General features: G+C 52.2%; 21 protein-coding genes. All 21 read right to left on the bottom strand.

Translation table 11 applies throughout. The annotated features are described in order from the left end of the window. On the bottom strand, positions 1-244 hold a 244-nt coding region (locus AACY36_RS12465; protein WP_339497186.1), incomplete at its 3' end, for a hypothetical protein. Positions 245-492: 248 nt separating this feature from the next. Further along, entirely contained in the window at positions 493-1,671 is a 1,179-nt protein-coding gene (locus tag AACY36_RS12460) for an acyltransferase family protein (RefSeq protein ID WP_339497179.1), read from the bottom strand. 421 nt (positions 1,672-2,092) lie between these two features. Beyond that, positions 2,093-4,081, bottom strand: a complete 1,989-nt coding sequence (locus tag AACY36_RS12455; protein ID WP_339497178.1) for a polysaccharide biosynthesis protein — start codon at positions 4,079-4,081, stop codon at positions 2,093-2,095. Positions 4,082-4,172: 91 nt separating this feature from the next. Further along, positions 4,173-5,180: an MraY family glycosyltransferase gene (locus AACY36_RS12450; protein ID WP_339497177.1), complete on the bottom strand. Its 1,008-nt coding sequence runs from the start codon at positions 5,178-5,180 to the stop codon at positions 4,173-4,175. Between the two features lie 35 nt (positions 5,181-5,215). Then, complete coding sequence (locus AACY36_RS12445; RefSeq protein WP_339497175.1) at positions 5,216-6,169, bottom strand: NAD-dependent epimerase/dehydratase family protein; 954 nt, start codon at positions 6,167-6,169, stop codon at positions 5,216-5,218. Then, on the bottom strand, positions 6,166-7,272 hold the full coding sequence (locus AACY36_RS12440; RefSeq protein WP_339497173.1) for a glycosyltransferase family 4 protein: 1,107 nt from the start codon (positions 7,270-7,272) through the stop codon (positions 6,166-6,168). The genes AACY36_RS12445 and AACY36_RS12440 overlap by 4 nt, the downstream gene beginning before the upstream one ends. A 118-nt stretch (positions 7,273-7,390) precedes the next feature. After that, complete coding sequence (locus tag AACY36_RS12435) at positions 7,391-8,488, bottom strand: glycosyltransferase (protein WP_339497172.1); 1,098 nt, start codon at positions 8,486-8,488, stop codon at positions 7,391-7,393. Then, entirely contained in the window at positions 8,485-9,273 is a 789-nt protein-coding gene (locus tag AACY36_RS12430; protein ID WP_339497170.1) for a glycosyltransferase family 2 protein, read from the bottom strand. The genes AACY36_RS12435 and AACY36_RS12430 overlap by 4 nt, the downstream gene beginning before the upstream one ends. After that, positions 9,270-10,517 (bottom strand): oligosaccharide flippase family protein, encoded by a 1,248-nt coding sequence (locus AACY36_RS12425; protein ID WP_339497169.1) that lies wholly within the window; start codon positions 10,515-10,517, stop codon positions 9,270-9,272. The genes AACY36_RS12430 and AACY36_RS12425 overlap by 4 nt, the downstream gene beginning before the upstream one ends. A 1-nt stretch (position 10,518) precedes the next feature. Beyond that, positions 10,519-11,739, bottom strand: a complete 1,221-nt coding sequence (locus AACY36_RS12420) for a hypothetical protein (protein ID WP_339497168.1) — start codon at positions 11,737-11,739, stop codon at positions 10,519-10,521. A gap of 300 nt (positions 11,740-12,039) precedes the next feature. Then, positions 12,040-13,152 (bottom strand): chain-length determining protein, encoded by a 1,113-nt coding sequence (locus tag AACY36_RS12415; protein ID WP_339497167.1) that lies wholly within the window; start codon positions 13,150-13,152, stop codon positions 12,040-12,042. A 499-nt stretch (positions 13,153-13,651) separates the two neighbouring features. After that, positions 13,652-13,882: a LapA family protein gene (locus AACY36_RS12410; protein ID WP_339497165.1), complete on the bottom strand. Its 231-nt coding sequence runs from the start codon at positions 13,880-13,882 to the stop codon at positions 13,652-13,654. A gap of 24 nt (positions 13,883-13,906) precedes the next feature. After that, a complete protein-coding gene (gene ihfB / locus AACY36_RS12405) occupies positions 13,907-14,203 on the bottom strand; it encodes an integration host factor subunit beta (protein WP_003189779.1) in 297 nt (98 codons plus the stop codon). A 132-nt stretch (positions 14,204-14,335) separates the two neighbouring features. Further along, the gene (locus AACY36_RS12400) at positions 14,336-14,620 is read right to left on the bottom strand and encodes a hypothetical protein (RefSeq protein WP_339497164.1); all 285 of its coding nucleotides are present in this window, start codon (positions 14,618-14,620) and stop codon (positions 14,336-14,338) included. 159 nt (positions 14,621-14,779) lie between these two features. Beyond that, positions 14,780-16,471: a 30S ribosomal protein S1 gene (gene rpsA / locus AACY36_RS12395; RefSeq protein WP_012722933.1), complete on the bottom strand. Its 1,692-nt coding sequence runs from the start codon at positions 16,469-16,471 to the stop codon at positions 14,780-14,782. 119 nt (positions 16,472-16,590) lie between these two features. After that, positions 16,591-17,280 (bottom strand): (d)CMP kinase, encoded by a 690-nt coding sequence (gene cmk / locus AACY36_RS12390; RefSeq protein WP_012722932.1) that lies wholly within the window; start codon positions 17,278-17,280, stop codon positions 16,591-16,593. Further along, complete coding sequence (locus tag AACY36_RS12385) at positions 17,277-19,487, bottom strand: bifunctional prephenate dehydrogenase/3-phosphoshikimate 1-carboxyvinyltransferase (RefSeq protein WP_339497185.1); 2,211 nt, start codon at positions 19,485-19,487, stop codon at positions 17,277-17,279. Before AACY36_RS12385 ends, cmk begins: the two co-directional genes overlap by 4 nt. A gap of 28 nt (positions 19,488-19,515) precedes the next feature. Then, a complete protein-coding gene (gene hisC / locus AACY36_RS12380) occupies positions 19,516-20,628 on the bottom strand; it encodes a histidinol-phosphate transaminase (protein ID WP_339456484.1) in 1,113 nt (370 codons plus the stop codon). A 9-nt stretch (positions 20,629-20,637) separates the two neighbouring features. Beyond that, complete coding sequence (pheA, locus tag AACY36_RS12375; RefSeq protein WP_053132458.1) at positions 20,638-21,732, bottom strand: prephenate dehydratase; 1,095 nt, start codon at positions 21,730-21,732, stop codon at positions 20,638-20,640. Continuing rightward, positions 21,732-22,817, bottom strand: a complete 1,086-nt coding sequence (gene serC, locus AACY36_RS12370; protein WP_339414823.1) for a 3-phosphoserine/phosphohydroxythreonine transaminase — start codon at positions 22,815-22,817, stop codon at positions 21,732-21,734. The genes pheA and serC overlap by 1 nt, the downstream gene beginning before the upstream one ends. Before the next feature lie 231 nt (positions 22,818-23,048). Next, entirely contained in the window at positions 23,049-25,718 is a 2,670-nt protein-coding gene (gene gyrA, locus AACY36_RS12365) for a DNA gyrase subunit A (RefSeq protein ID WP_339414824.1), read from the bottom strand. Positions 25,719-25,835: the final 117 nt, after the last annotated feature.

The following is a 25,835-nucleotide window of genomic DNA, read 5'->3' as shown; positions in this document are numbered from 1 at the left end:
GAGCGGTTGCCGCATGCATCCACGGCAGAAGACTACGAAGCGTTGTTACCGTGGAACTGCTCACCGGAAATGCCACGGTAAACGGAAACCGTACCTGATTGTAGGTGTGCTTGGTGGATCGCTTACGATACTCTTGAATGGCTTCGGCACTCATCGGGCCTTTAACAAACTGCTCGATCAGTTCTTGGGGGATCGAGGGTAATTCCCTCGCTGCTGCATTGGCGGGCTTCTTTTTTGTCGGCATACATGCACCTCTAGCTACATGTTATGCCCGAACACAAAATTTCTGACAGTCTCACGGTTGGTGCCGACGATCACCCGATAAATCTTCGCACAGAATCGCAAATTGAAGTCGCGGGCGGTGCCTGGAATATCCAACCACTTTCCTAATGACCATCGATAATATCAAGGTCCGCAGCAAACTCGGCGGCCCCGGCATTACCGATGGACAGTAGGCGGAACAAAGAGGCCCATGCAGTAGCACCGCACACTTCATATCACAGGGTTTGTTTTTTCCGAGTAGGCAACCGTGGGGGCGTTGGTCTGCTCCACTCGTTTCTTGCGCATAAACCTTTTCTCTACATGAACAAAAGTAATGGTCGATAAGGCGACGATGATTGGAATGGTCACGAAATTTGCCACCCAAAAAGTTAATTTATCAAGAGCAGCAAGATCAAAAAATACAGACAGGAGCTTGAAGGTTAAAAACAATACCGGCAAGTGGAGCAGGTAAACACTGTAGCTGATATCACTGAGCCTGTTCAGGAACTGGTAATGCAAGAAGTACGGATTTGAAATTGTAATGCATATGAAGAATATTGTTGCCAGAGCGAATCTCAACGCTCCGTAGCCGGGGACATCAACCAGCCCGCACACCCAAACAAATATACCCACTGCAATTAACATGGAAAAGAATTTAACCGGTTTATTCGTGATATTTTTTTTATGAACAACCGCTGCCACCATGCCTGACAGAAAGTAGGCCCAACACACCACGGCAGAGGTGCCCAGGTCAATGGCAGCAATCAGTATCGCCACCGTCATAATAATGGACCTATAGCGCGACCTGTAAAAAATTGCCACCATTGGCAGCACTGCATAAAAACGCCATTCATGAACCAACGTCCATGTCACGGAACTCAGAGGCACAAGCGATACGCCGCCAATTTTCATTGGGTTATCTATGAAATTAAACGTTACCAGACCAGCGATAGCGGTAATAGACTCTTTATCCAGGAAATCAAACCCTGCAAAAGAAGTTGCAATAATAAATACCAAGAACGATGCCAGATAGTAAAGCGGAGCCACTCTCCTGATTCTGGCTACAAAAAAATCACCCCAATCTATATGCTTGCTCTTCATGACTTTGTCAAAAAAAAGAAAACCCGTTATGCAGAAAAAAATCTGCACACCAAAAGATCCAAGGTTCGGGTAAATTTGTCCCCACGCAGAAAAAACTGTATTTTTCACACCCAAATTTATTAGTACAAACGGCGCATGATTAATAAAAACAAATATAGCCGCAAGACCACGCAGGCCATTGATGAATTTATATTCATGCTGAACTTCTGCACTTTCTATTTTCGAACTGAATATCGACGAAAAAGTAATAAACATCAATATTATCAATAGTGTAAGTGTAATTACTTCAAGTGAATATTCGGTTTTCATTTAGAAAAATCACTCATGCAATGCCATCCTGCTTTGGGCTATGTTGAAAAAGCTTCATGGGTGATCAAGCCGCGGGCTCTGCCCGGCGGCTTATCACGAGGCAGCGCCCAATGAAAATGTCATCGTGCAGCGACCCAAGCGGATTGTATTCCGTAAGCGGTGTGCAGGGGAAGAAAATGTAAAGCGCGAACGCTCCGTAAAAAGGGGGAGGTTATGCCAAAAAACGCTCTAAATGCACGTCGTTACAGACAATGAAGCTGATAGCTGAGTATTTCAACGTGTCGGCAAACAAAGCCTTCTGATCAATAGATGTTGATTGACGTGAGTGCGCTGTAATTAATTAAATTATTTAACAGACCGAACGTTTTTAAAGCATAGATAACAGCACCGGCGTACTGTTATCTTCCTCCAAGACCTTACATTATGGCTCCAGCCGCCTTTGTTGATAAGACCAGTCTACAATTTCACCATCGGGGGCATAGCCGCTAACAGTTTCGCGCAACAATTGACGCACTTTACTGTAGTCATGGCTTTCAATAGCATATAACAACTCGGACAACCTCGGTTTCAATACGCTCCACGATAAATAATCTTCGTTTGCACTCATGATCATTGGATGTTGTGTGGCATCGACATTATCACCGATGAGTAATTCCTCGTAGAGTTTTTCCCCGGGCCGAAGCCCTGTAAACTCGATGGCGATATCGCCCAGCGGTTTTTTATCTGAACGAACACTCAGGCCAGACAGATGAATCATTTTCTCTGCCAATTCCGTGATTTTAACTGGCTCCCCCATATCCAATACAAAAACATCTCCTCCCTGGCCCATTGAGCCTGCCTGGATAACAAGTTGAGCTGCCTCAGGGATGGTCATGAAATATCGAGTGATTTTCGGGTGGGTCACTGTTATCGGCCCACCTGATTTGATCTGCTTGTGAAATAGAGGAATGACGGAACCAGAAGAACCCAGAACATTTCCAAACCGAACCATTGTGAAGCGTGTGCGATTTTGAGGGGTAGCTGCACCGTTGAAGAGAGCAGGTTCTAGCTCACGGCTGAGCGCCTGCAACGTCATCTCAGCGAGCCGCTTGGTGCTTCCCATTACATTGGTAGGGCGAACCGCCTTATCAGTCGAAATAAGTACGAAATTAGCAACATTCGAAATAATGGCCGCTTGAGCGGTATTTAACGTACCAATAACATTATTCAGAAAACCTTCCGCAATATTATGCTCTACCATCGGCACATGCTTATAAGCGGCCGCATGATAGACGGTATTTACATGCCAGGTTTTCATCACATCAACCAATTTATCCTGGTGACGTATTGAGCCCAGGATCGGCAGCAATTTTACCGCCAATGAATCCCTGAGTATGCGTGCCTCCAATTCGGACATAATGCTGTATAAATTGTACTCACTGTGCTCAAAGAGAATCAGGGTGGTAGGTTGCAATTCAAGGATCTGGCGACACAGTTCAGATCCAATCGACCCACCAGCGCCGGTAACCAACACCACATGGCCCTGTATGCAATGCTCCAACAGATCTTCTTGGGCGGGTACAGGATCGCGCCCCAACAGGTCGGCAATATCCACTTCTTGAATATCATCAACTTTGACACGCCCGCTGGCCAAGTCCATGAAGCCCGGCACACTACGCACATGTAAAGGAAAACCTTCCAGAAATCCGAGTATTTCCCGACGACGCCCGCGCGTCGATGAAGGTATCGCCAATAAAATTTCTTGAGCCCCTGTGGCATCGATCATACGCTGGATATGTTTGGGCTTATAAACCTGCAGCCCCGAGATTACCCGATCAGAAATAGTGGAATCATCGTCAATGAACGCAACGGGTCTCATCAAGCGGCCCATGCGTAATGCCGCGACTAGCTGATTTCCAGCAGACCCGGCACCGTAGATAGCTACACGCGGCAAACCATCGTCACGGTTGGTGAAAGGCACATGTTGAGCAGCGGTAAACCAATCGCCCAGGAAGAATTGGCGCAGCGCTAATCTCAAGCCCCCAATCATGATCAGGCTGAGCCACCAATAGTTAAAGATGATAGAACGCGGAATTACATTCTGGTGATTACTGTAACAATAAACGACCACACCAATAATTAGCGAAGACAGGCTGACGGCTTTGACGATAGCAATTAACGCATCATTTCCGAAATAGCGCAAAACCGCCCGATACATACCAAAATGTATAAACAGCGGAATAGTCACGATCGGCGCGGTCAAAAAAAGCCAGGTGTGCAGCATAAACGGATTTGTCATTTCATCGAGACCTATCCGCACGACAAAAGCCAACCAAAGCGCAAACCAAACTAAGAAGACGTCAGTAATCACCTGCAAAATACGTTTATACCTGCGCGGGAGGCTTAATAAGCGCGATCTTAGTGAGTTCATATATTTCTAAACCTCTCGCAGTTCTAACAATCTAAAATCTAAATAGACGTACATCACGATTACGCTCTCGCCACTCCGAACCCTAACAACATCACTCTTTAACCCCGGCCTTGAATTTCAGAGCCAGGACAACGAGTGGAACATAGGCGATCAACATACCGACAGCACCATCAATTCTGTCAAATGCAACAAACCATGCAATCGGTGCGAGCCAAATTAGGTTTATCAAGATTACGCACAGTGTGACAGGGACGTGGGCATTAAAACGCCGTGAGGCGTATTGATAAGCGTGACTGCGATGTGCCTCATACACTTTTTCGCCGCGTAGTAGCCTGCGCATCAAGGTAAATGTCGCGTCAACGATAAATAGTCCTAATAAGATCAGCCAGACCCATAGCAGGGTAGAGGAAAAATAAGCCGCTTTTAGAGAAATAATGGCCAGCGTGATTCCCAGGAATCCGCTGCCCGCGTCGCCCATGAAAATTCGTGCTTTTGGAAAATTCCAGTAGAAAAAGCCTACCGTTGCCAACGCTAAATAAATAGGCGGCCATAACAACTCCTCATACCCCAACATCCAATAGATGAGAGCGGCAGAAGAGCACGCACAGATGGCTTCAGCACTTGCCAAGCCGTCAATACCATCCATGAAGTTATAAAGATTCAACATCCACACCGCATACAAAACGGCTAACGCCCCGCCAATCCAGCCTAGGTTGACGTGTAATCCAAAAATCGTGACAGACGGTAGCCCGCCGATCCAATACACCGCCCATATCGCAGAGAGAAAATGTCCTAACAGGCGCCAGCGTGCAGGAATATGCCCGTGGTCATCCATGAAACCTAACGCGGCTACCGTTATACCCGCCAGGAACGATGCAAGGAAAAAGGCGTTATCGATCAAATCAAAGGAACGCATCAACCCCAGGGATATCAGAAATCCCAGCACAATTGCCAGTCCACCACCACGAGGGGTCGGTACAGAGTGTGAACTTCTGTTGTTAGGAATATCCAATACATTGCGCTGGAGCGCATACCGACGCAATAATCCTGTGAAAAAAATGGAACTCGCTATTGAAATAATCGCTATCCAGAACGCCATCTGCCTATCCCTACCTGCAATAATTTCGAAGTGAATCACTTTAATAAACGGAACTTTCGGCCTGTTTCGACCAAAGCATTACTGGCTTCTTTCGCAGGAACCCAATTCAATAATGTTTGAGCTTTGGCAGCATCCACAACCAATGATCTACACAACTGCGTATATAACGATCGCTTCCCGAGTGCGCTGGCGACCGAACGTATTAAAGTGTCAGGAAGGCTGAACAATTTTTCTTTTCGCTCCATGCCCGAGGCGAGAAGTTTGATAATTTCACCAATGGAAAAATCATCTCCGTCAGAAATTAAAAATAGTTCGTTTGCAGCCAAAGGGTGCTCAATACACAGCTCAACGAAATCCACCAGATTATCCAGCGCTATCATGCTGCGCTTATTTTTCACGGCGGCGAAGGGTAACGGCAATCCAGACGCTATCAGCTTCAGGAGACGATTAAAATTACCTGGCGCTTCAGCGGCATACACTAAAGGAGGCCGGATAACTGTCAACTCCATTGCCTCTGCAGCAAGTAACTCTGCTAGCTTTTGCTCTGCTTTTAATTTCGAGCCGGCATATTCTGCATGCGGCCGGGGCTCACAGCTCTCAGTAAAACCACACTTATCCGTCTCCGCACCATTTACTCCAATAGAGCTAATGAATATAAACCGACGGACACCTGCTTTTATCGATTGCTTTGCTAAATTAACGGCACCTTCGACATTTATTCGTTCAAACTCCGTAACTGGATCTTCGCTCCCCGCATTCAACACGTGCGCGCGCGCGGCCAGATGGATAACGGTATCAACGCCTTGCAGGGCACGATCCCAGTCAGTATTACCGTCTACCTCACCGGTCGAAAACATCTGGATATCAGATGGCACATCAGTAGAGGGCCTGCGGTAAGAGCCGACAACTGAGTATTTGGCTAAACTGACGAGGTGCCCGGATAACGCCCGCCCAATAAAGCCATTCGCACCAGTAATAAGGATTTTCATTTAGTCCTGTCTAACACTTTCTGGTAAATTTTCAGAATTTTATCCAACATAATATCGAAAGTAAAATTTGTGCGATATCTGTATTGACCTGAAATGCCTTGTTTTTTTCGAAGCTCAGCGGATTTAATCAATTGCGTCAATGCGTCGATCAACCCTTGCTGATCCCCACGTTCTACCACGAAACCGTTATCACCATTCGCAACCAGCTCGGACACCCCTCCGACGTTAGAGGCGATGACTGCAAGTCCACTGCGCATAGCTTCCAATATAGTCAGCGGCAGTCCTTCCCAGTCAGAAATCAAGACGAAAATGTCAGATCGTGAAAGCCTGATCGGAACGTCATCACAAGCCCCGGAAAACACCACCTTCTCGCCAATTCCCAGCTGTGCTGCCAACTTCCGGGCGTTCGCAAGTGAAGGGCCGTCGCCCACCAATTCAAGCACCCAGTTTTTGGCTTCCACTTTTGCAAGCGCTTCCAATAGGAATTTTTGGTTTTTGGGTACTTCGAACCTTGCAACCATAATCAAGCGTATTTGATCAGACTCGGTAAAGCCGACGCTATTGGAACAGACCTCGGGCATACCATTGTGGATGGTCAGAACAGTATCTCCGTCGCCAACTTTGGCCTTCAAGGCAAGTTGCCTGTCAAACTCGGAAACCGTAAGGATCTGGTCTGAGAAACGAGCCATTACCCTCTCAATATTACGGTACACGAAACGGCGCTTTTCAGACACGCCCTCCGTAAAAGCCCAACCATGTGCGGTAAAGATCGCTGGTAAACCAAGACTCTTAGCGGCCAGCCTGCCGAGGATTCCAGCCTTGGAGGAGTGCAAGTGGACGAGATCGGGTTTTAGCTTGGAAAGCATTGCTCTCAACTCAAAGAAGGCGCGAATATCCTTTCTAGGACTGATTTCACGAACGAGATATTTCAATGAATAGCACGAGAGCCCCAGATCCCGCGCTCGAGAGTTAAAGATGCCCTCGCCACCCACGAGGATATCAACGCTATGACCTGCTTTAGATGAGCCCAGCGCCAAATCAAGGAGATGCACACTGGCGCCACCTATAACATCCGAACGAGTTATAACATAAACAATTTTCACACTACGCACCTTTTCAAATAACTTACCCAAGCCCAACTTACCGAGTCCAGAGATTGGCTATTTCTCATCGAGATGATCAAACTAAAAACCGCTCGAGAATTGCTGACAAACAAGATCCTCAGGCCTTGGGCTGGGCATATAACTCCTCCCACCTACAAATCACGGACTCCATGGAAAAGTTATCAAGTACTCTTGATCTTGCCGAAGTGACGATTGAGTTTTTTTGCTCTGGAAGTAGATCAAGTGCCGAGTTGATAGCTTGACGTAGCGCCTCAGGATTGAATGGTTCAACAAGATAGCCGCTACCCCCCAGCACCTCCTTCACCCCTCCGCAGTCTGTGGCAACCACTAACGTTTCGCATGACATAGCTTCAGCAACGACTAGCCCAAAGCCTTCCCATGCAGAAGACAAAATATAGACATCTGCAGCACTGTAGAATGACGGAACATCGTCGCGCCGCCCGAAAAAAATTATCTTTTCGCTCAGGTTCGCTTTGTTAGCGTGTAGCGCGAGATCAGCAGCCAAAGGGCCGTCGCCTACTATCCACAGACGTACATTGTTGTGATCTTGTGAAACCAGCGTGAATGCATCTAATAGACAGGGATAGTTTTTGGCTTCAACCAGGCGGCCGACTGCCAAGAGAACTTTAATAGAAGGATCCACAGACTCTCTGGCACGAACTTGATTCCGCACCGACTCATCAAATACAAAACGTTCAGTATCTATACCATTGGGTACAAATACCATACGCCCGACAGGCGAAGCGCCTTTTGCAATAAGTATATCAACCGCTTCCTGGCTTACATTCGTTGTGATATCCGCCAAAAAATCAGTCAGACGGTAAGCCAGCATTTTCAGCTTACCTCCTTCATTTGAACTATGTGCCGTACAAATCAGCCTGGAAATTCTTACAACTGAACGAACCATTCTGGCTATTAAATTCGCATGCACCATGTGGCTGTGCAATACATCTGGTTTAAATCGCTTAATTAATTTGACCAGATTATTAATTGCACGCGCCATCCCGAAGATGGTTTTATTACCGTTTAGAGCCACCACCGTTACATCGGACTTCTCTGGAAGCACATCCGCGTCGCCCGTCAAATAAGCAATCACGACGTTATGTCCTCGTGCGCTCATCCGGTCAGCCAGATTTACGACTTGCTTCTCGGCCCCACCCATACCCAACCCAGTGATAAAATATAATATATTCATCGAGGCCGCCCTAGAAGCATATACAAAAGGCACTGCACGGACCTGATTAAATTCTTCAACTTATAATATACTGTTTTTTCACGCAAAAATTGCGACCAGTAATAAGTAAAGAACCCTTTGGGATTAGCTCTTAAATGGCGTGAAAAGTTACGACTGTATCCATCTTCCAGGTAATCGCAGAGGTAAATTATTCTTCGTGTAAAAAAGATGATATCGCCCGCATCCCCCAACTTATTCCAGATATATAGTTCTGGAACAAATTTTTCGTTCTTGAATATGGGAAACGGAAAAGCTGATATCACGTCAGTTCTAAATATGTAAGCCAAGTCACCCTTGAATAACTTGCCAGCTTCCGTCGGCGTCGAGACAAAGCTCTGCTCGACCGTGCTCAAGTCATTACCAAGCAGCTCACCGCTGAAATACGCCTTTCGATAGCACAAGCCCACTGTTTTATCAGTCGCCGTTGCGATTGAGGTATTTATCGTTTCAACGGCGTCAGGCACCAGTGCATCATCGCTGTCGACTATAAAGATCCAGTTCGTTTTCGCAGCTGCTACCCCGCTATTGATAGCTGCGTGCTTTCCAGCATTACTTTGCCGTACCGCTGTCAGCGTGAAGCCTAGGTCTTTCTTTTTTAACTCATCAATGAAGTTCTGAGTTCCATCTGAGCTGCCGTCATCTATCAGCACCCACTCAAACTCTTTTGAGCTTTGTTCAAGCAAGCTCTTGAGCAGCCGAGGTAGAGTACTGTAACGATTATATGTCGCTGTTAAAATTGTTATCACTCAGTGCGCCCCTCAAGATAAGTGACCGGCTTATATCGGTAAGACAATACAAGAAACGTCACGCACAACATGACTTCCGCCAAAATAAACCCAAGCACGATACCATTGACGTAATAGCTAATCGACAACAGACTTGCCAGAAGTATCGACACTACCGAGAACAAAAGCATTGCAGAGCTCGCAACTTTGTCCATACCGCGAGGTATAAGCATGCACAAACCCAATGCTTGATTAGTCATTCTAAAGGGGATTATCCATACAAAAACCTGCAAAGTCATCGTCGCCTGCTCGAAATCAGCCCCCAATAGTTTGTTTATCAGGAACCCACCAGCTACGGAAATGGAAAGTGCACTTGCGCACCCCAGCAAGAACATCAATCCGACAATGATCCAGGATAGCCTTGATGCTGATTTTGCAGAGGAAAGGTACTGTCTATTCAAATACGGAAAAAAACCAATGAGGACTGGATTTATAAAACCCACAAATCCTCTTATGATTTTTTCAGCAGGGACATATCCTGAAACGGCGATTTTTCCGCAGAGCAGTCCTACAAGAGCAGGCCCAGCGCTAAGCAGAATATTGTTTGAGCTCTTATAGATGAAAACGTGAAACCCTTTGCAAATCTGAAGCCATCCACCTGAGAAGCTGAACCGTACGCGGCACCCATTTCGGTAGCACAAATAATTCCCGAGCAATGTATTTGCCAATGCAAATGTGGCTAAAATCGATAACGCCACCAAAGCGTCACCTGGGTCGTGAACAAAAATAAATAAGCATATAAGGCTTGCGACCCGCAGACCTACTTCTAAAAAGACCACAAGCGCAATTTTCTCAAGCCCTTGAAAAAACCAAAACGGGCTAAACCCAAACGCTATAAAGTACAAAACACCCAAGCCGATTACTTCAAGCTCGAAGGCCTGTGAATTGATAAACATATAAAAACATAATGCCGCGATACTGATAACCGATGAAATTATCAGCTTTGCAGACAGCACTTCACCAAAGACCCTAGACAGTACCGTCACATCAGTCTTCGCCAAAGAGACTTGCCTAGCAGCACTCAAAGAAAAACCGTATTCAACAACAAGTGAAGAGAGTAAGGCAATTGATTGGACCAGTACCACCTTGCCGTATTCCTGTACACCCAATGAGCGCGCCAGTACCGGAATCTCCAGAATAGGCACCAAATAACCAAAGAGCTGTACAACAAAAAGCAGGCTCATATTTTTAAATACGGTAAACACGTTATCGCCCTATCTGCCTGTCATACATAATATTCACCACCCCGGCATTGTCATACCTATAAATACGAGACAACCAGGACACCATCAGAATCCAATAGCCCCACTCTGACATCTCAGTACTCAGCGGATGAAAGAGCATAATAAAAATATAACAAAGAACGCCCAACATTGCGGCAAACTTAATGAATATATTATTATTTAAATCAGAAGCATCCACCAGCGACAACAAGAAAAACACAAACGGCATTAGCATTAAAAATAAAAGTGCCAACTCACCCAGTACGCCCACATCACCCAGCATGCCCAAATACACATTATGGATAACAATATTTTCCCCATCCACCACGCTAAATGAACTGCCGAATCCGCACCCGAATGGAAAGCATTTTTGGACGTTTGATATTCCATCCTGTATCATAGCCGACCTGACTGGATCGCCCTCAAACAAACGATTCAAGACCAACAATGAATCATGATTCGTCAGGTCAATATTTGAAGAGAGCAGCACACAACCCCCAGCGATCAAGCAAAGTATTGCGAGCAGTAGCGTTCTGATAGGGAAAATAAAAAAGCGCAGAAGAAAAAAGGAACATACAACGATCGCAAACCATAGAAAACCGGTGCGACTGGAGTCCGCCAACAATATATACACCGACGCCATTAAAATGAGGCCAGCAAAAAGTGCATTTTTAATACGAGTCGTGAGTAACATCGCAATAATGTAGGGTGCAAAGAAAGCACACACCTTCCACATCACCCCTGGGTAGGCAAATTCACTACCTTGCCGACCGTCCCCCAATTGAATATAGAGGTCGGTAAAAAAGAACTTCGATAACATAAATACAACAAGACTCACCACAATCGAAATCGAAGCAATTTTATAAAAGTCGTTTAACTCCAGCAAACCCGAACAGCTATATATCACTAAAAACAATATATAAATAGCTATGAATTTGACACCTTGGTAAGCGGTATAGATATCCGAATTAATTACTCCGGAGATCATAAAAGCTAGTGTCATCAACGTAAAACCTAGGGTAATAGAGCTTACTTCTGGCGACAACTTCACTCTGCCGCCGCTACCATAAATCCCAAATACTAGTACTCCACCCCACAGCAACCAGTAGTTAAGCGAACCAATAATATTCCTAGTGTCACCCAAGGTCACGAGTACGCTGGCTGCCAGCACGGCCAGGAAGGCGTAACGCTTATTAGTTTTCATATTGACCTCAGAATACGCTCAGTTGAAGCATGCGCCGGTTGCCAATCGAGCCATTCTCAGAAACCGATTAGATGAAGGGGACCACTAGAGCAAGCCATAGGCCCGACAGCGAGTAAAAACAATTTTACACTGCAATCGAGGCTTCTATCTAGGATCTTCTGCTGGATCAAGGCTCAGAAAACCAACACTACAACCAGTGGCAATTTGCCTCCAGGATAAGGTGTCGCGTTTTTTACGCTTGCCCCTGATCGAAACCCACCCATACAAACAACTGCCTATATTGTATAATTGAAAAATTTGCTAAAGATCCGGCTCGCGCAATGCGTGCTTTATTATCCTGAAGAAAGCGATTGCAAACCCAACAACAAGACCAAGCAGTAATCCACAGATTATCAGCAAGGGACCATTCGGGCTTATCGGGGAAGTTGGCTCTAGTGCTTCTTTATCAATGGCCACAAGCTTAAGATTACTCATATCCTTATTCACACTCAGCAATCGTGCTTTCTCTGCGCGTAATGGCTGCACATCTGTCAGAAACAATTCATCCTTCACGCGACTCGTCAACACCTCAATCTCTCTATTGGACTCCAAAAACTTTAATTCTTTGGCAACTTGAGAGATCCGTCGCTCAGTGAAGTCATTAGACTTTCGCTGTAGCAAGACTGCGCGCTCAGCTTCAAGCACATTGACACCCATAAAATACAGTGGGATCTGCTGATTGTTAATTTCCGTTCTCATGCTGACAGAACCGGAATGTGCATCATCACCCACGGAGGTAGCTGAAGCAGGCATCATAATATTCAATTTCTTGGCAATTGTTATTGCCTCATTAAACTCGGCAATTCGATTCGAATTTAAGCTATGAAGCTGCGTCCGCAGCCCTTGAAGCTCGTCTTGTAGCTGAGCTCGGCGAATTCTATCTAACTCGGAAAGGGATGCAATTCGTGCTTCTTTCCACGTGTCACAGTTTGAGCGGGCTGCGGCCAACCTGCCGTCGACCTCCTTTAAACGGTTATTGATAATAACCGTCAAGTCGGCCGATATATAATCACGCTCATTCGCTATTGCATACTCTACAAAACCATTGAGTATTGAAACGCCATTAATTCCCTTTGGGTAGGTCAACTCAAATTTCAGACAAGAACTAAGCGAATCAGCTTTATCTTTATCGGACAATATCAAACTTATAGATTTTTTATTGAACTCTTCGAACGTCTGCTGAAGATTACGTTCAGGCCGCACAAACCTCTCAAAGAGCTTTTGATTGGATCTAAAAAAACCTATGCGAATCTCGTATGACTCTAAAGCCATACCTACCCTTACAAATGCTTCACCAGGAGGTAAAACGTAAACTTCCGAGCGGTTAAGCGCATCCAATTCATTAATCGCAGCAGGCCTAAGCGCACTGCTCACCTTGTATTCTGGCGTGACCGAAAATGCATAAATCGCAAAAACTGAAGAAATAAGTGCGCCAACTGAAAAAATAATGATCTTTTGACGCCAGAGACTTGTTACAAGCGCTAGCGAGTCAAATTTTTTATGCTGGGGATGAGAACGGAGCGTAAGCTACTACTCACAACAAAAACCTGCCTTCAAAGAGAAACTGCGGGCTCGTTATGCAAAACAGATTGTGTATTTTCTTATTCTAATTGCATTATAGTAAAACCCTGCGTCTCCGCCGAATTTCGAGAGCACAAAATGCCTGTTATCGACAACAGATTCCATTTTGCCATCTCTCAGGCATTTTACAAGTCTTGACATGTATGTAGGGCGACTCTGAGTTTGCCAAGGAACTGTCGCAATCTACGGGGTTGCGCCAATAGGCACCCGCAGCCATTCATAATCCTTGATCGGCATGAGATTTCTGACAAGCGGTCACGATCACCGCTTATCCAATCCCCGCCTAAGACAATCAAGCAATCGGCTTATTCTGACGCCTACGCACAAACACTCCCAACACTGGCCCAATCAACATCCCAACAATCAAAGCCACCACCACAAACACCGCCACCGGCATCTGCGCAGTACTCCAACCCAGGAACGACAGCGCAACACCCTGCTGATTCTCAAGCACAAATGCCAAAACCACCAACGCTGCCAGCACTGCAATCAATACCGCAACAAGGCGCTTAACCCCACGCATAACCTTCTCCTACCCCAAAAACACTCAGACGCCTTCTTCCTCTTCTTCGTTCACCCGATCCCGCAACTCCTTCCCAGGCTTGAAATGAGGTACGAACTTGCCATCAAGGCTAACCGACTGCCCTGTCTTCGGGTTCCGCCCCACGCGCGGCGCGCGGTAGTGCAGCGAAAAACTCCCAAACCCACGGATCTCAATCCGATCCCCGGTCGCCAGGCACTGCGACATTTGTTCGAGCATGGTCTTGATAGCCAGCTCGACATCCTTGGATGAGAGCAGCCCTTGATGGGTGACAATTCGTTCGATCAACTCCGACTTCGTCATATTTTTCCCTTCTTTTTCAAGCAGCTAGGAAAAGCGCTTCGAAGGTTTTAGCATGACTTGATGAATTTGAACAGCCCATGCATAAACTTATCTGTGGACTGAATAAACACCTGTTGCGGATGGACCTCGCACTCAATTGCAGATCACCAACATCGTCCGCGTTACCGCGCCGGCGGGGTTCCAGCCGAATGGATAGTCGCCCTCTTCGTCCGTGGCGTCACTGGACTTGGTGATGACCTTGTAACCCTGCATCTTGCACTCTCTAGCCGCGCGTTTGTCGCACTTGCTCCAGTTGTTGCCCAGGCCCGAGCAATCGATCTCGATGCCGCTGACACCTCGCTTGGCGTGGGTCTTGGCGCTGGTGGTGGAGCAGCCTGCAAGTACCAGCACTGCGGTTAGTACGATAAGCCTGTTCATTCAAATCCTTATTGAAGCAACAACGCGAGAACTGTTTTTTTAAGACTATAGTCAGTTCTGACACTGAGCTGTGCATCTTGGTTCTCGGTGTTGATTCAACGAATTTCAGGCGCAAAAAAGGGCGACCGAAGTCGCCCTTTTTCTAGGGTCTGACAGAACTTAGTTCTGTTTTTCCATTTGTGCACGCAACAGGTCGCCCAGAGTGGTAGGACCAGCAGCGATGCTATCCGAAGGCTTGTCTTTCAAGCTTTGGATGGCTTCTTTCTCTTCAGCATCGTCTTTCGACTTGATGGAGAGCTGGATTACGCGGCTCTTGCGGTCAACGCTGATGATCTTGGCTTCTACTTCCTGGCCTTCTTTCAGAACGTTGCGCGCGTCTTCAACGCGGTCACGGCTGATTTCGGAGGCTTTCAGAGTCGCTTCGATATCGTCGGCCAGAGTGATGATGGCGCCTTTAGCGTCAACTTCTTTCACGATGCCTTTAACGATTGCGCCTTTGTCGTTGTCCTGAACGTATTCAGAGAACGGGTCGCTTTCCAGTTGCTTGATGCCCAGGGAGATGCGCTCACGCTCTGGGTCAACCGACAGGATAACGGTGTCCAGCTCGTCGCCCTTCTTGAAACGACGAACAGCTTCTTCGCCCACTTCGTTCCAGGAGATGTCGGACAGGTGAACCAAGCCGTCGATGCCGCCGTCCAGACCAATGAAGATACCGAAATCGGTGATCGACTTGATGGTGCCGGAGATTTTATCGCCCTTGTTGAACTGGCCAGAGAAATCTTCCCATGGGTTAGATTTGCACTGCTTGATGCCGAGGGAGATACGACGACGCTCTTCGTCGATGTCCAGAACCATAACTTCCACTTCGTCGCCGACTTGTACGACTTTCGAAGGGTGGATGTTTTTGTTGGTCCAGTCCATTTCGGAAACGTGCACCAGGCCTTCCACGCCTTCTTCCAGCTCAGCGAAGCAGCCGTAGTCGGTCAGGTTGGTAACACGCGCGGTAACGCGAGTGCTTTCTGGGTAACGGGCTTTGATAGCGACCCATGGATCTTCACCCAGTTGCTTCAGGCCCAGGGAAACACGGTTGCGTTCGCGATCGTATTTCAGAACCTTGACATCGATCTCGTCGCCAACGTTGACGATTTCGGAAGGATGCTTGATACGCTTCCAAGCCATGTCGGTAATGTGCAGCAGGCCATCGACGCCACCCAGATCGACGAATGCGCCGTAATCGGTGAGGTTCTTGACGATACCTTTGACTTGTTGGCCTTCCTGCAGGGATTCCAGCAGAGCTTCACGCTCGGCGGAGTTCTCTGCTTCCAGGACGCTGCGACGGGAAACGACAACGTTGTTGCGTTTCTGGTCGAGTTTGATGACCTTGAATTCGAGTTCTTTGCCTTCCAGGTGCGTGGTGTCGCGCACAGGACGAACGTCGACCAAAGAACCTGGCAGGAACGCACGGATGCCGTTAACGTCGACAGTGAAGCCGCCTTTAACCTTACCGTTGATAACGCCCTTGACCACTTCTTCAGCTGCGAAGGCTGCTTCGAGAACAATCCAGCATTCAGCGCGCTTGGCTTTTTCACGGGACAGCTTGGTTTCACCGAAACCGTCTTCAACCGAGTCCAGAGCAACGTGAACTTCGTCACCGACATTGATTGTCAGATCGCCAGCATCGTTGTAGAACTGTTCCAGCGGGATCAGAGCTTCAGACTTCAGACCAGCGTGAACGGTTACCCAGCGAGCTTGGTAATCGATATCAACGATAACACCGGTGATGATGGAGCCTGCCTGAAGGTTCAGGGTTTTTAGGCTTTCTTCAAAGAGTTCCGCAAAGCTTTCGCTCATTTTAATTCCTGTTGATAAGGGCGAAGAATACGCCCATCTCCACACCCCAGACGGTGTGGGTCAGTTTCAATTAAAAGAAGCACCACAGGACTATGACTGGTCCCCTGCGGCCTTCTTGGTCACCCGGCGATATCGCGAATAGCGATCTCGCTCATGATGCGTTCCAGCACCTGCTCGATGGACAACTCCGTGGAATCCAGCTGTATGGCATCAGCCGCCGGCTTTAGCGGGGCTACTGCGCGCTGGGTATCACGCTCATCGCGTGCACGGATCTCATCTAGCAGACTCGACAGACTAACACCATCGACTTTGCCCTTCAACTGCAAGTAACGGCGGCGAGCCCGCTCCTCGGCACTGGCGGTCAGGAAAATCTTTAACGGCGCCTCTGGAAATACCACGGTGCCCATGTCGCGGCCATCGGCCACCAGGCCCGGCGGTTCCTGAAACGCCCGCTGACGCTGCAGCAGAGCGTCACGCACCGCAGGCAGCGCGGCGACCTGGGACGCCCAGGAGCCGACTTGTTCGTTGCGCAGATCATCGGTCACATCATCGCCTTCGAGGATGATGCGCTGGGGATGACCTTCCGTCGCGCCGACGAACTGCACATCCAAATGTGCGGCCAGCAGCTTCAGGGATTCTTCGTTGGTCAGGTCGACGCCATGGTTGCGAGCGGCAAACGCCAACAGGCGGTAAAGCGCGCCGGAATCCAGCAGGCACCAACCCAGGCGCTTGGCCAGGATGCCGGCTATCGTGCCTTTGCCCGAACCGCTTGGCCCGTCGATGGTAATCACCGGTGCTTTGATATTCACAATTGAGCCTCTTGGGCAACACGGATGCCGACTTGGGCACACAGTGTAAGAAAATTCGGAAAAGACGTAGCAACATTGGCGCAGTCGCGGATACGAATCGGCGCCGCCGCCCTTAGGGAAGCCACACTGAACGCCATGGCAATGCGGTGATCGCCATGGGCATGCACTTCGCCACCCCCCATCAGGCCACCGTCAATGATAATCCCATCGGGGGTCGGTTCACACTTCACCCCCAGCGCCAATAGACCATCGGCCATCACCTGGATACGGTCAGACTCCTTCACGCGCAGCTCCTCAGCCCCGCGCAACACCGTGCGCCCCTCGGCACAGGCCGCCGCGACAAACAGCACCGGAAACTCATCGATTGCCAACGGCACCAGCGCTTCGGGAATCTCGATCCCCTTCAGCGCCGCCGCGCGCACCCGCAGGTCCGCGACAGGCTCACCGCCGACTTCGCGCTGGTTTTCCAGCGTTATATCTGCGCCCATCAGCCGCAGGATGTCGATCACCCCGGTACGCGTCGGATTGACACCGACATGCTCCAGCAACAACTCGGAACCCTCGGCAATCGACGCCGCCACCAAGAAGAACGCAGAAGAAGAGATATCCCCTGGCACTTCTATATGGGTAGCCGTCAACGAATGCCCCGACTCAACCGAAGCCGTCGCGCCCTGCACCGCCACCGGATAACCAAAGCCGCGCAACATACGTTCGGTGTGGTCACGGGTCGGTGCGGGCTCGGTCACCGCGGTCTTGCCCTCGGCATACAAGCCCGCCAGCAACAGGCAGGATTTGACTTGGGCGCTGGCCATCGGCATGTCATACGCCGCTCCTTTCAACGACTGGCCACCACGAATGGTCAGCGGCGGACGCCCTTCCGGCCCGGTCTCGATCAGCGCGCCCATTTCCCGCAGCGGCTTGGCCACGCGACTCATCGGGCGCTTGGACAGGGACGCGTCGCCCGTCAGCACGCTGTCAAAGCGCTGCGCTGCCAGCAAGCCGGACAGCAGGCGCATGGAGGTGCCAGAGTTACCGAGGTAAATCGGCCCCGGCGCCGGTTTCAAGCCATGTAAACCCACGCCATGAATGGTCACACGCCCATGGTGCGGGCCTTCAATCACCACGCCCATGTCGCGAAACGCCTGCAAGGTCGCCAGGGCGTCTTCGCCCTCGAGGAAACCCTCGACCTCGGTCACACCTTCAGCCAACGAACCGAGCATGATCGACCGATGGGAGATCGACTTGTCGCCCGGCACCCGAATGCGCCCGCTCAAGCTCCCCCCCGGGTTGGCGAGAAAGGTCAGTTCATCAGCGCTCACAGCGGCTTCCATATAGGCCCGGCGCGCCAGGATCTTGCTGAAATGTTCACGCGCCACCCGTGCGCGGGTGAACACGCCCAATAATTGATGGCCGTCCCCCGCGTCGACCGCATCGCGCAAGGCGTCGAGGTCACTGCGGAAGGTGTCCAGGGTGCGCAACACCGCTTCGCGATTGGCAAGGAAGATGTCGTGCCACATCACCGGGTCGCTGCCGGCAATCCGCGTGAAGTCACGGAAGCCGCCGGCGGCATAACGGAATATCTCGAGGTTCTCGTTGCGCTTGGCCAGGGAGTCCACCAGGCCAAATGCCAACAAATGCGGCAAATGACTGGTCGCCGCCAGCACCTCGTCGTGACGCTCAACCTGCATGTGCTCGACATCCGCGCCCAGCTCACGCCACAGACGATCCACCACCGCCAATGCAGCGGGGTCGGTTTGCTCCAGCGGTGTGAGGATGACTTTGTGGCGACGGAACAGCTGCGCATTCGACGCCTCTACCCCACTCTGCTCGGAACCGGCAATCGGATGGCCCGGCACGAACCGCGCCGGCATGCCGCCAAACGCCTGTTGCGCCGCACGCACCACATTGCCCTTGGCACTGCCGACGTCCGTCAGGATCGCCTGACCAAGGTCCATGCCGGCCAACATACCGAGCAATTTCTCCATGGCCAGGATTGGCACCGCGAGCTGGATCACGTCAGCGCCGCGGCACGCAAGCGCCAGGTCCGCTTCACAGCGATCCACCACCCCCAACTCAACCGCCAACTGACGCGATTTGGGGTCAAGGTCCACACCGACTACTTCGCCACACAGCCCGCTTTCACGCAGGCCTTTGGCGAAGGAGCCGCCGATCAAGCCCAGACCGACCACCACCAGGCGACCGATCATAGGCACAGCAGGTTGCAATGCGGTGACATCAACCACGGGCCAGAACCTTGGCCAGCGCGTCCAGGAAGCGGCTGTTTTCAGCCGGCAAACCGATGGTGATACGCAGGTGATTCGGCATGCCGTAGTTGGCCACCGGACGCACGATCACGCCTTCGCGCAACAAACCCTGGAACACCGGGGCAGCCACTTGGCCAAGGTCGACACAGATGAAGTTGCCCTTGGACGGAATCCAGCCCAGGCCCATCTCACGAAAGCCTGCCTGCAATTGCAGCATGCCGCTTTCGTTGACGCGACGGCTCTCTTCCAGGTACTCGGTATCCTTAACCGCCGCACAGGCCGCGGCCAGCGCGAGGCTGTTGACGTTGAACGGCTGGCGTACGCGGTTCAGCACATCGGCAACCACCGCAGTGGACAGACCGTAGCCGACCCGCAACGACGCCAGGCCATAGGCCTTGGAGAACGTGCGCGATACCAGCAGGTTCGGGTAGGCCGCCAGGAAGTCCAGGCCGTCCGGCAAGTCGCTGCCTTCGGCGTATTCGATGTAGGCTTCGTCCAGCACCACCAGTACGTGCTCAGGCACGTCTTGCAGGAAGTCGTTCAGCGCTTGAGCATCAAACCAGGTACCGGTCGGGTTGTTCGGGTTGGCAATAAACACCACGCGGGTCTGGGCGTCGATGGCCGCCAACATGGCCGGCAGGTCGTGGCCCCAGTCCTTCGCAGGAATGATGCGCGCATCCGCGCCAACAGCCTGCGTGACAATTGGATACACCGCGAACGCGTGCTCGCTGAACACCGCATTCAGGCCCGGCGCCAGGTAGGCACGGCCGACCAGCTCGAGAATGTCATTGGAACCGTTGCCCAACGTCACCTGGTTCAGCTCGACGCGGCACTTCTGCGCCAGCAGCGACTTCAGAGCAAAGCCATTGCCGTCGGGATAACGCGTCAGCTCGGCCAGCTCTTCGCGAATCGCCGCGAGCACGTTAGGGCTCGGGCCCAGCGGATTTTCGTTACTCGCCAATTTGACGATTTTGGAAGGATCCAGATTCAACTCACGCGCCAACTCGTCCACAGGCTTGCCCGGAACGTAAGGCGACAGTTGTTGCACGCCCGGCTGAGCCAGGGCGAGAAAGTTGCCACTCATGTTAACGCCTCACAAAACCGCTTTCGGGTAAGAGCCCAGCACCTTGAGTGCCACGGCTTCCTGACTGATTTTCTCGAGCACGCCCTTGACCAGTGGGTCGCGGTGATGGCCGATGAAGTCGATAAAGAACACGTAAGTCCATTTACCGCTGCGCGAAGGACGAGTCTCGATGCGCGTCAGGTCAATCCCGTTGTCGTGGAACGGCACCAGCAGCTCATGCAGCGCGCCGGGCTTGTTGCTCATGGAGACGATGATCGAGGTCTTGTCGTCGCCGGTCGGCGGCACTTCCTGGCTGCCAATCATCAGGAAACGCGTGGAGTTGTCCGGGCGGTCCTCGATTTTTTCGGCCAGGCGCGTCAGGCCATATAGGCCCGCCGCCATATCACCGGCGATGGCCGCCGAGTTCCACTCACCCTTGACCCGCTTGGCGGCTTCGGCATTGCTGGAGACTGCCACGCGCTCAACATTCGGGTAATGCGCGTCCAGCCACTTGCGGCACTGCGCCAGGGACTGGGCGTGAGAATAGATGCGGCTGATACTGTCGGTCTTGGTGCTCTCGCCCACCAGCAGATGGTGGTGGATACGCAGCTCGACTTCGCCGCAGATCACCATGTCGTGCTCGAGGAAGCTGTCCAGGGTGTGGTTGACCGCGCCTTCGGTGGAGTTTTCCACCGGGACCACGCCAAAATTCACCGCACCGGCCGCCACTTCACGGAACACTTCGTCGATCGCAGCCATCGGCTTGCTGATCACCGCGTGGCCGAAGTGTTTCATGGCCGCCGCTTGCGTGAAGGTGCCTTCCGGGCCGAGGTACGCCACTTTCAGCGGTTGCTCCAGCGCCAGGCATGACGACATGATTTCACGGAACAACCGCGCCATCTCTTCATTGCCCAACGGGCCCTTGTTGCGCTCCATCACACGCTTGAGCACCTGGGCTTCACGCTCAGGCCGGTAGAACACCGGCACTTCGCCTTCTGCCAGGGACGCCATTTTCACCCGTGCCACTTCCTGCGCGCACCGCGCGCGCTCACTGATCAGCTCCAGGACTTTCTCGTCCAGGCTGTCAATGCGTACACGCAGGGCCTTGAGTTCTTGCTCAGACATTAGCCGTGTTCCTTTTCGAACGCTGCCATGTAGGCAACCAGCGCGTTGATCGCGTTGATGTCGACAGCGTTGTAGATGGAGGCGCGCATGCCACCGACCGAACGGTGGCCCTTGAGGTTCAGCAGGCCGCGCTCGTCGGCACCGGCCAGGAACGGTTTGTCCAGACGGTCGTCCGCCAGGCGGAACGGCACGTTCATCCACGAGCGATCAGTGAGGTTGATCGGGTTGCTGTAGAGGCCGCTGGCGTCGATGAAGTCGTACAGGGTGCGCTTCTTCTCTTCGTTGCGCTTGCCCATGGCAGCCACACCGCCCTGCTCTTTCAGCCATTCGAAAACCAGGCCCGACAGGTACCAGGCGAACGCTGGCGGGGTGTTGTACATCGAGCCATTATCCGCCGCGACCTTGTAGTTGAGCATGGTCGGGCACAGCGAACGGGCACGGCCGAGCAGGTCTTCGCGGATGATGTTGACCACGATGCCGCTCGGGCCGATGTTCTTTTGCGCGCCGGCGTAAATCATGCCGTACTTGGACACATCGATCGGGCGCGAGAGGATGTCCGAAGACATGTCGCACACCAGCGGCACGTCACCCACTTCCGGCACCCAGTCGAACTCCAGGCCGCCGATGGTCTCGTTCTGCACGTAGTGCACGTAGGCAGCGTCCTTCGACAGCTTCCACTCGTTCTGACCGGGAATCGCGAAGTAGTCGTAGGGCTTGGCGGTGCCCGCCACATTGACGTGACCGTAACGCGAGGCCTCTTCAATCGCCTTCTGGCCCCAGATACCGGTGTCGATATAGTCGGCCGTGCCGCCTTCCGGCAGCAGGTTCAGCGGGATCTGGGCGAATTGCTGGCTGGCGCCGCCTTGCAGGAACAGCACTTTGTAGTCGGATGGGATGCCCAGCAAGTCGCGCAGGTCCTGCTCGGCCTTGGTGGCGATGGACACGAACTCATCGCTGCGATGGCTCATTTCCATCACGGAGAGGCCTTTTCCATGCCAGTCGAGGAGTTCACCCTGCGCACGCTGCAGGACTGCTTCAGGAAGCGCCGCGGGACCGGCACAGAAGTTATAGGCTCTCTTGCTCACATCCAATCTCACTCTGATCTGGTGGTAGTCACGCAAACATATCAGGCGACACCCGATCCAATGTGGGAGCGGGCTTGCTCGCGAAAGCGATCTAACAGCCGACATTTGTAGTGAATGTCAGTCCGCCTTAGCGAGCAAGCCCGCTCCCACAAGGAATCTGCTTGGGTATCAACATTTCCATCCGGACAAACAACAAGGGGGCGAATCTTCATCCGCCCCCTGTGTGTCCGCTTATTCCTGCGGCTCTTCTTCGTCTGCGGCTGCATCGAGGGTTGGCTCGTCGACGTTGTCATCGCCGGCTGCGATCACCTCGCCATCGAAGCCTTCACCTTCAAGCTCGTCGCCTTCCAGCTCTTCGCCTTCCACTTCCGACGGTTCCTGGACACGCTCCAGGCCGACCAGTTTTTCGTCCTTGGCCAGCTTGATCAAGGTCACGCCCTGGGTGTTACGGCCCAGGCTCGACACTTCAGCCACACGGGTACGTACCAGGGTGCCCTGGTCGGAAATCAGCATGATTTCCTCGCCATCGAGCACCTGGACTGCGCCGACCAGACGGCCGTTGCGGTCGTTGCTGACCATGGCAATCACGCCTTGGCCGCCACGCTTGTACTCCGGGAACTCGCTGATAGCGGTACGCTTGCCATAACCACGCTCGGAAGCGGTGAGGATCTGGCTGCCTTCTTCCGGGATCAGCATCGAAATCAGCTTCTGCCCTTCCGGCAGGCGCATGCCGCGCACACCGCGAGCGGTACGGCCCATGGCGCGAACGTCGGATTCCTTGAAGCGCGTTACTTTACCGCCGTCGGAGAACAGCATGACTTCACGCTCACCATCGGTGATGGCCGCGGAGATCAGTACGTCGCCTTCATCCAGCTCCAGGGCGATCAGGCCCACGCTGCGTTGACGGCTGAAGGATTCCAGCGGGGTCTTCTTCACGGTGCCCTTGGCGGTCGCCATGAAGATGAAGTGACCTTCGGTGTATTCCTCGACCGGCAGCATGGTGCTGATGTATTCATCACTGTCCAGCGGCAGCAGGTTGACCAGTGGGCGACCACGGGCGGCGCGGGAGGCTTCCGGAATTTCGTAGGTTTTCAGCCAGTACACTTTGCCTTTGCTGGAGAACAGCAACAGCGTGGTGTGACTGTTGGCGACCAGCAGGTGAGCGATGTAGTCCTCATCCTTGACGCCGGTAGCCGACTTACCTTTACCACCACGACGCTGGGCCTGGTACGCAGCCAATGGCTGGGTTTTGGCGTAGCCACTGTGGGAGATGGTCACGACGCGCTCTTCTTCCGGGATCATGTCACCCAGGGTCAGGTCGAGGCGCGCATCGAGGATCTCGGTGCGGCGCACATCACCGTATTCGGCGCGGATCACTTCCAGCTCTTCGCGGATCACTTCCATCAGGCGCACGGCGCTGTTGAGGATGCGGATCAGCTCGCCGATCTGGTTGAGAATCTCCTGGTACTCGGCCAGCAGCTTCTCGTGCTCCAGACCGGTCAGGCGATGCAGGCGCAGTTCGAGGATGGCCTGGGCCTGTTCCGGCGACAGGAAATACTTGCCGTCGCGCAGACCGTATTGCGGGTCCAGGGTCTCAGGGCGGCACGAATCGGCGCCGGCGCGCTCAACCATCGCCACTACGGCGCTGGATTCCCACGGCATCTTGATCAGTGCTTCTTTAGCTTCCGACGGGGTCGGCGAGGCTTTGATCAGGGCGATGACCGGGTCGATGTTCGACAGCGCAACAGCCTGGCCTTCCAGGATGTGGCCGCGCTCGCGGGCCTTGCGCAGTTCGAATACGGTACGGCGGGTAACGACTTCGCGGCGGTGACGGACAAACGCTTCCAGCAGATCCTTGAGGTTCAGGATGCGCGGGCGACCGTCGATCAGTGCAACTACGTTGATACCAAATACGCTTTGCAGCTGGGTCTGGGCGTAAAGGTTGTTGAGGATCACCTCAGGCACTTCGCCACGACGCAGCTCGATCACTACGCGCATACCGTCTTTGTCGGACTCGTCGCGCAGTTCGGTGATGCCTTCAAGCTTCTTCTCTTTGACCAGCTCGGCGATCTTCTCGATCAGACGCGCCTTGTTCAGCTGGTACGGGAGTTCGGTGATGACGATCTGCTGGCGGCCACCGACTTTGTCGATGTCTTCGATCATCGAGCGGGCGCGCATGTAAATGCGGCCGCGACCGGTGCGGTAAGCTTCGATGATGCCGGCACGACCGTTAATGATCGCGGCGGTCGGGAAGTCCGGACCGGGGATGTATTGCATCAGCTCATCGACGGTCAACTCAGGGTTGTCGATAAGCGCCAGGCAACCGTCGATGACTTCACCGAGGTTGTGCGGCGGGATGTTGGTGGCCATGCCCACGGCAATACCGCTGGAACCGTTGACCAGCAGGTTGGGAATACGGGTTGGCATGACCGCCGGGATCATTTCGGTGCCGTCGTAGTTCGGCACCCAGTCCACGGTTTCTTTATGCAGGTCGGCCAGCAGCTCGTGCGCCAGCTTGGTCATGCGCACTTCGGTGTATCGCATGGCCGCGGCGTTGTCGCCGTCGACCGAACCGAAGTTACCCTGGCCGTCTACCAGCAGGTAGCGCAGGGAAAACGGCTGGGCCATCCGAACGATGGTGTCGTACACCGCAGTGTCGCCGTGAGGGTGATACTTACCGATCACGTCACCGACAACACGGGCAGATTTCTTGTACGGCTTGTTCCAGTCGTTACCCAGCTCGCTCATCGCGAACAGCACACGCCGGTGCACGGGCTTCAAGCCATCGCGCGCATCAGGCAGTGCCCGACCGACAATTACGCTCATCGCGTAGTCGAGGTAGGACTGTTTCAGCTCGTCTTCGATATTGACCGGGAGGATTTCTTTGGCCAGTTCGCCCATGAGAAGCCTGATTCCTTTTTCGGGTGAAACCTCGTCACATCCATATGGGACGAACGAAGCTCGCCGCTGCCGGCAGAGTGCCTGACAACGACTTACGACAAATCAACGAGTTATGAC

The organism is Pseudomonas sp. EA_15y_Pfl1_P101, from assembly GCF_963970835.1.
Classification (GTDB): Bacteria; Pseudomonadota; Gammaproteobacteria; order Pseudomonadales; family Pseudomonadaceae; genus Aquipseudomonas; species Aquipseudomonas tritici.
This window is presented reverse-complemented; position numbering and strand designations above follow the sequence as displayed.

Excerpts from the sequence above, each read along its gene's own strand:
- AACY36_RS12460 (WP_339497179.1), bottom strand. The coding sequence starts at position 1,671 with ATGAAAACCGAATATTCACTTGAAGTAATTACACTTACACTATTGATA.
- AACY36_RS12455 (WP_339497178.1), bottom strand. The coding sequence starts at position 4,081 with ATGAACTCACTAAGATCGCGCTTATTAAGCCTCCCGCGCAGGTATAAA.
- AACY36_RS12450 (WP_339497177.1), bottom strand. The coding sequence starts at position 5,180 with ATGGCGTTCTGGATAGCGATTATTTCAATAGCGAGTTCCATTTTTTTC.
- AACY36_RS12445 (WP_339497175.1), bottom strand. The coding sequence starts at position 6,169 with ATGAAAATCCTTATTACTGGTGCGAATGGCTTTATTGGGCGGGCGTTA.
- AACY36_RS12435 (WP_339497172.1), bottom strand. The coding sequence starts at position 8,488 with ATGAATATATTATATTTTATCACTGGGTTGGGTATGGGTGGGGCCGAG.
- AACY36_RS12420 (WP_339497168.1), bottom strand. The coding sequence starts at position 11,739 with ATGAAAACTAATAAGCGTTACGCCTTCCTGGCCGTGCTGGCAGCCAGC.
- AACY36_RS12410 (WP_339497165.1), bottom strand. The coding sequence starts at position 13,882 with ATGCGTGGGGTTAAGCGCCTTGTTGCGGTATTGATTGCAGTGCTGGCA.
- ihfB (WP_003189779.1), bottom strand. The coding sequence starts at position 14,203 with ATGACGAAGTCGGAGTTGATCGAACGAATTGTCACCCATCAAGGGCTG.
- AACY36_RS12400 (WP_339497164.1), bottom strand. The coding sequence starts at position 14,620 with ATGAACAGGCTTATCGTACTAACCGCAGTGCTGGTACTTGCAGGCTGC.
- rpsA (WP_012722933.1), bottom strand. The coding sequence starts at position 16,471 with ATGAGCGAAAGCTTTGCGGAACTCTTTGAAGAAAGCCTAAAAACCCTG.
- AACY36_RS12385 (WP_339497185.1), bottom strand. The coding sequence starts at position 19,487 with ATGATCGGTCGCCTGGTGGTGGTCGGTCTGGGCTTGATCGGCGGCTCC.
- hisC (WP_339456484.1), bottom strand. The coding sequence starts at position 20,628 with ATGAGTGGCAACTTTCTCGCCCTGGCTCAGCCGGGCGTGCAACAACTG.
- pheA (WP_053132458.1), bottom strand. The coding sequence starts at position 21,732 with ATGTCTGAGCAAGAACTCAAGGCCCTGCGTGTACGCATTGACAGCCTG.
- gyrA (WP_339414824.1), bottom strand. The coding sequence starts at position 25,718 with ATGGGCGAACTGGCCAAAGAAATCCTCCCGGTCAATATCGAAGACGAG.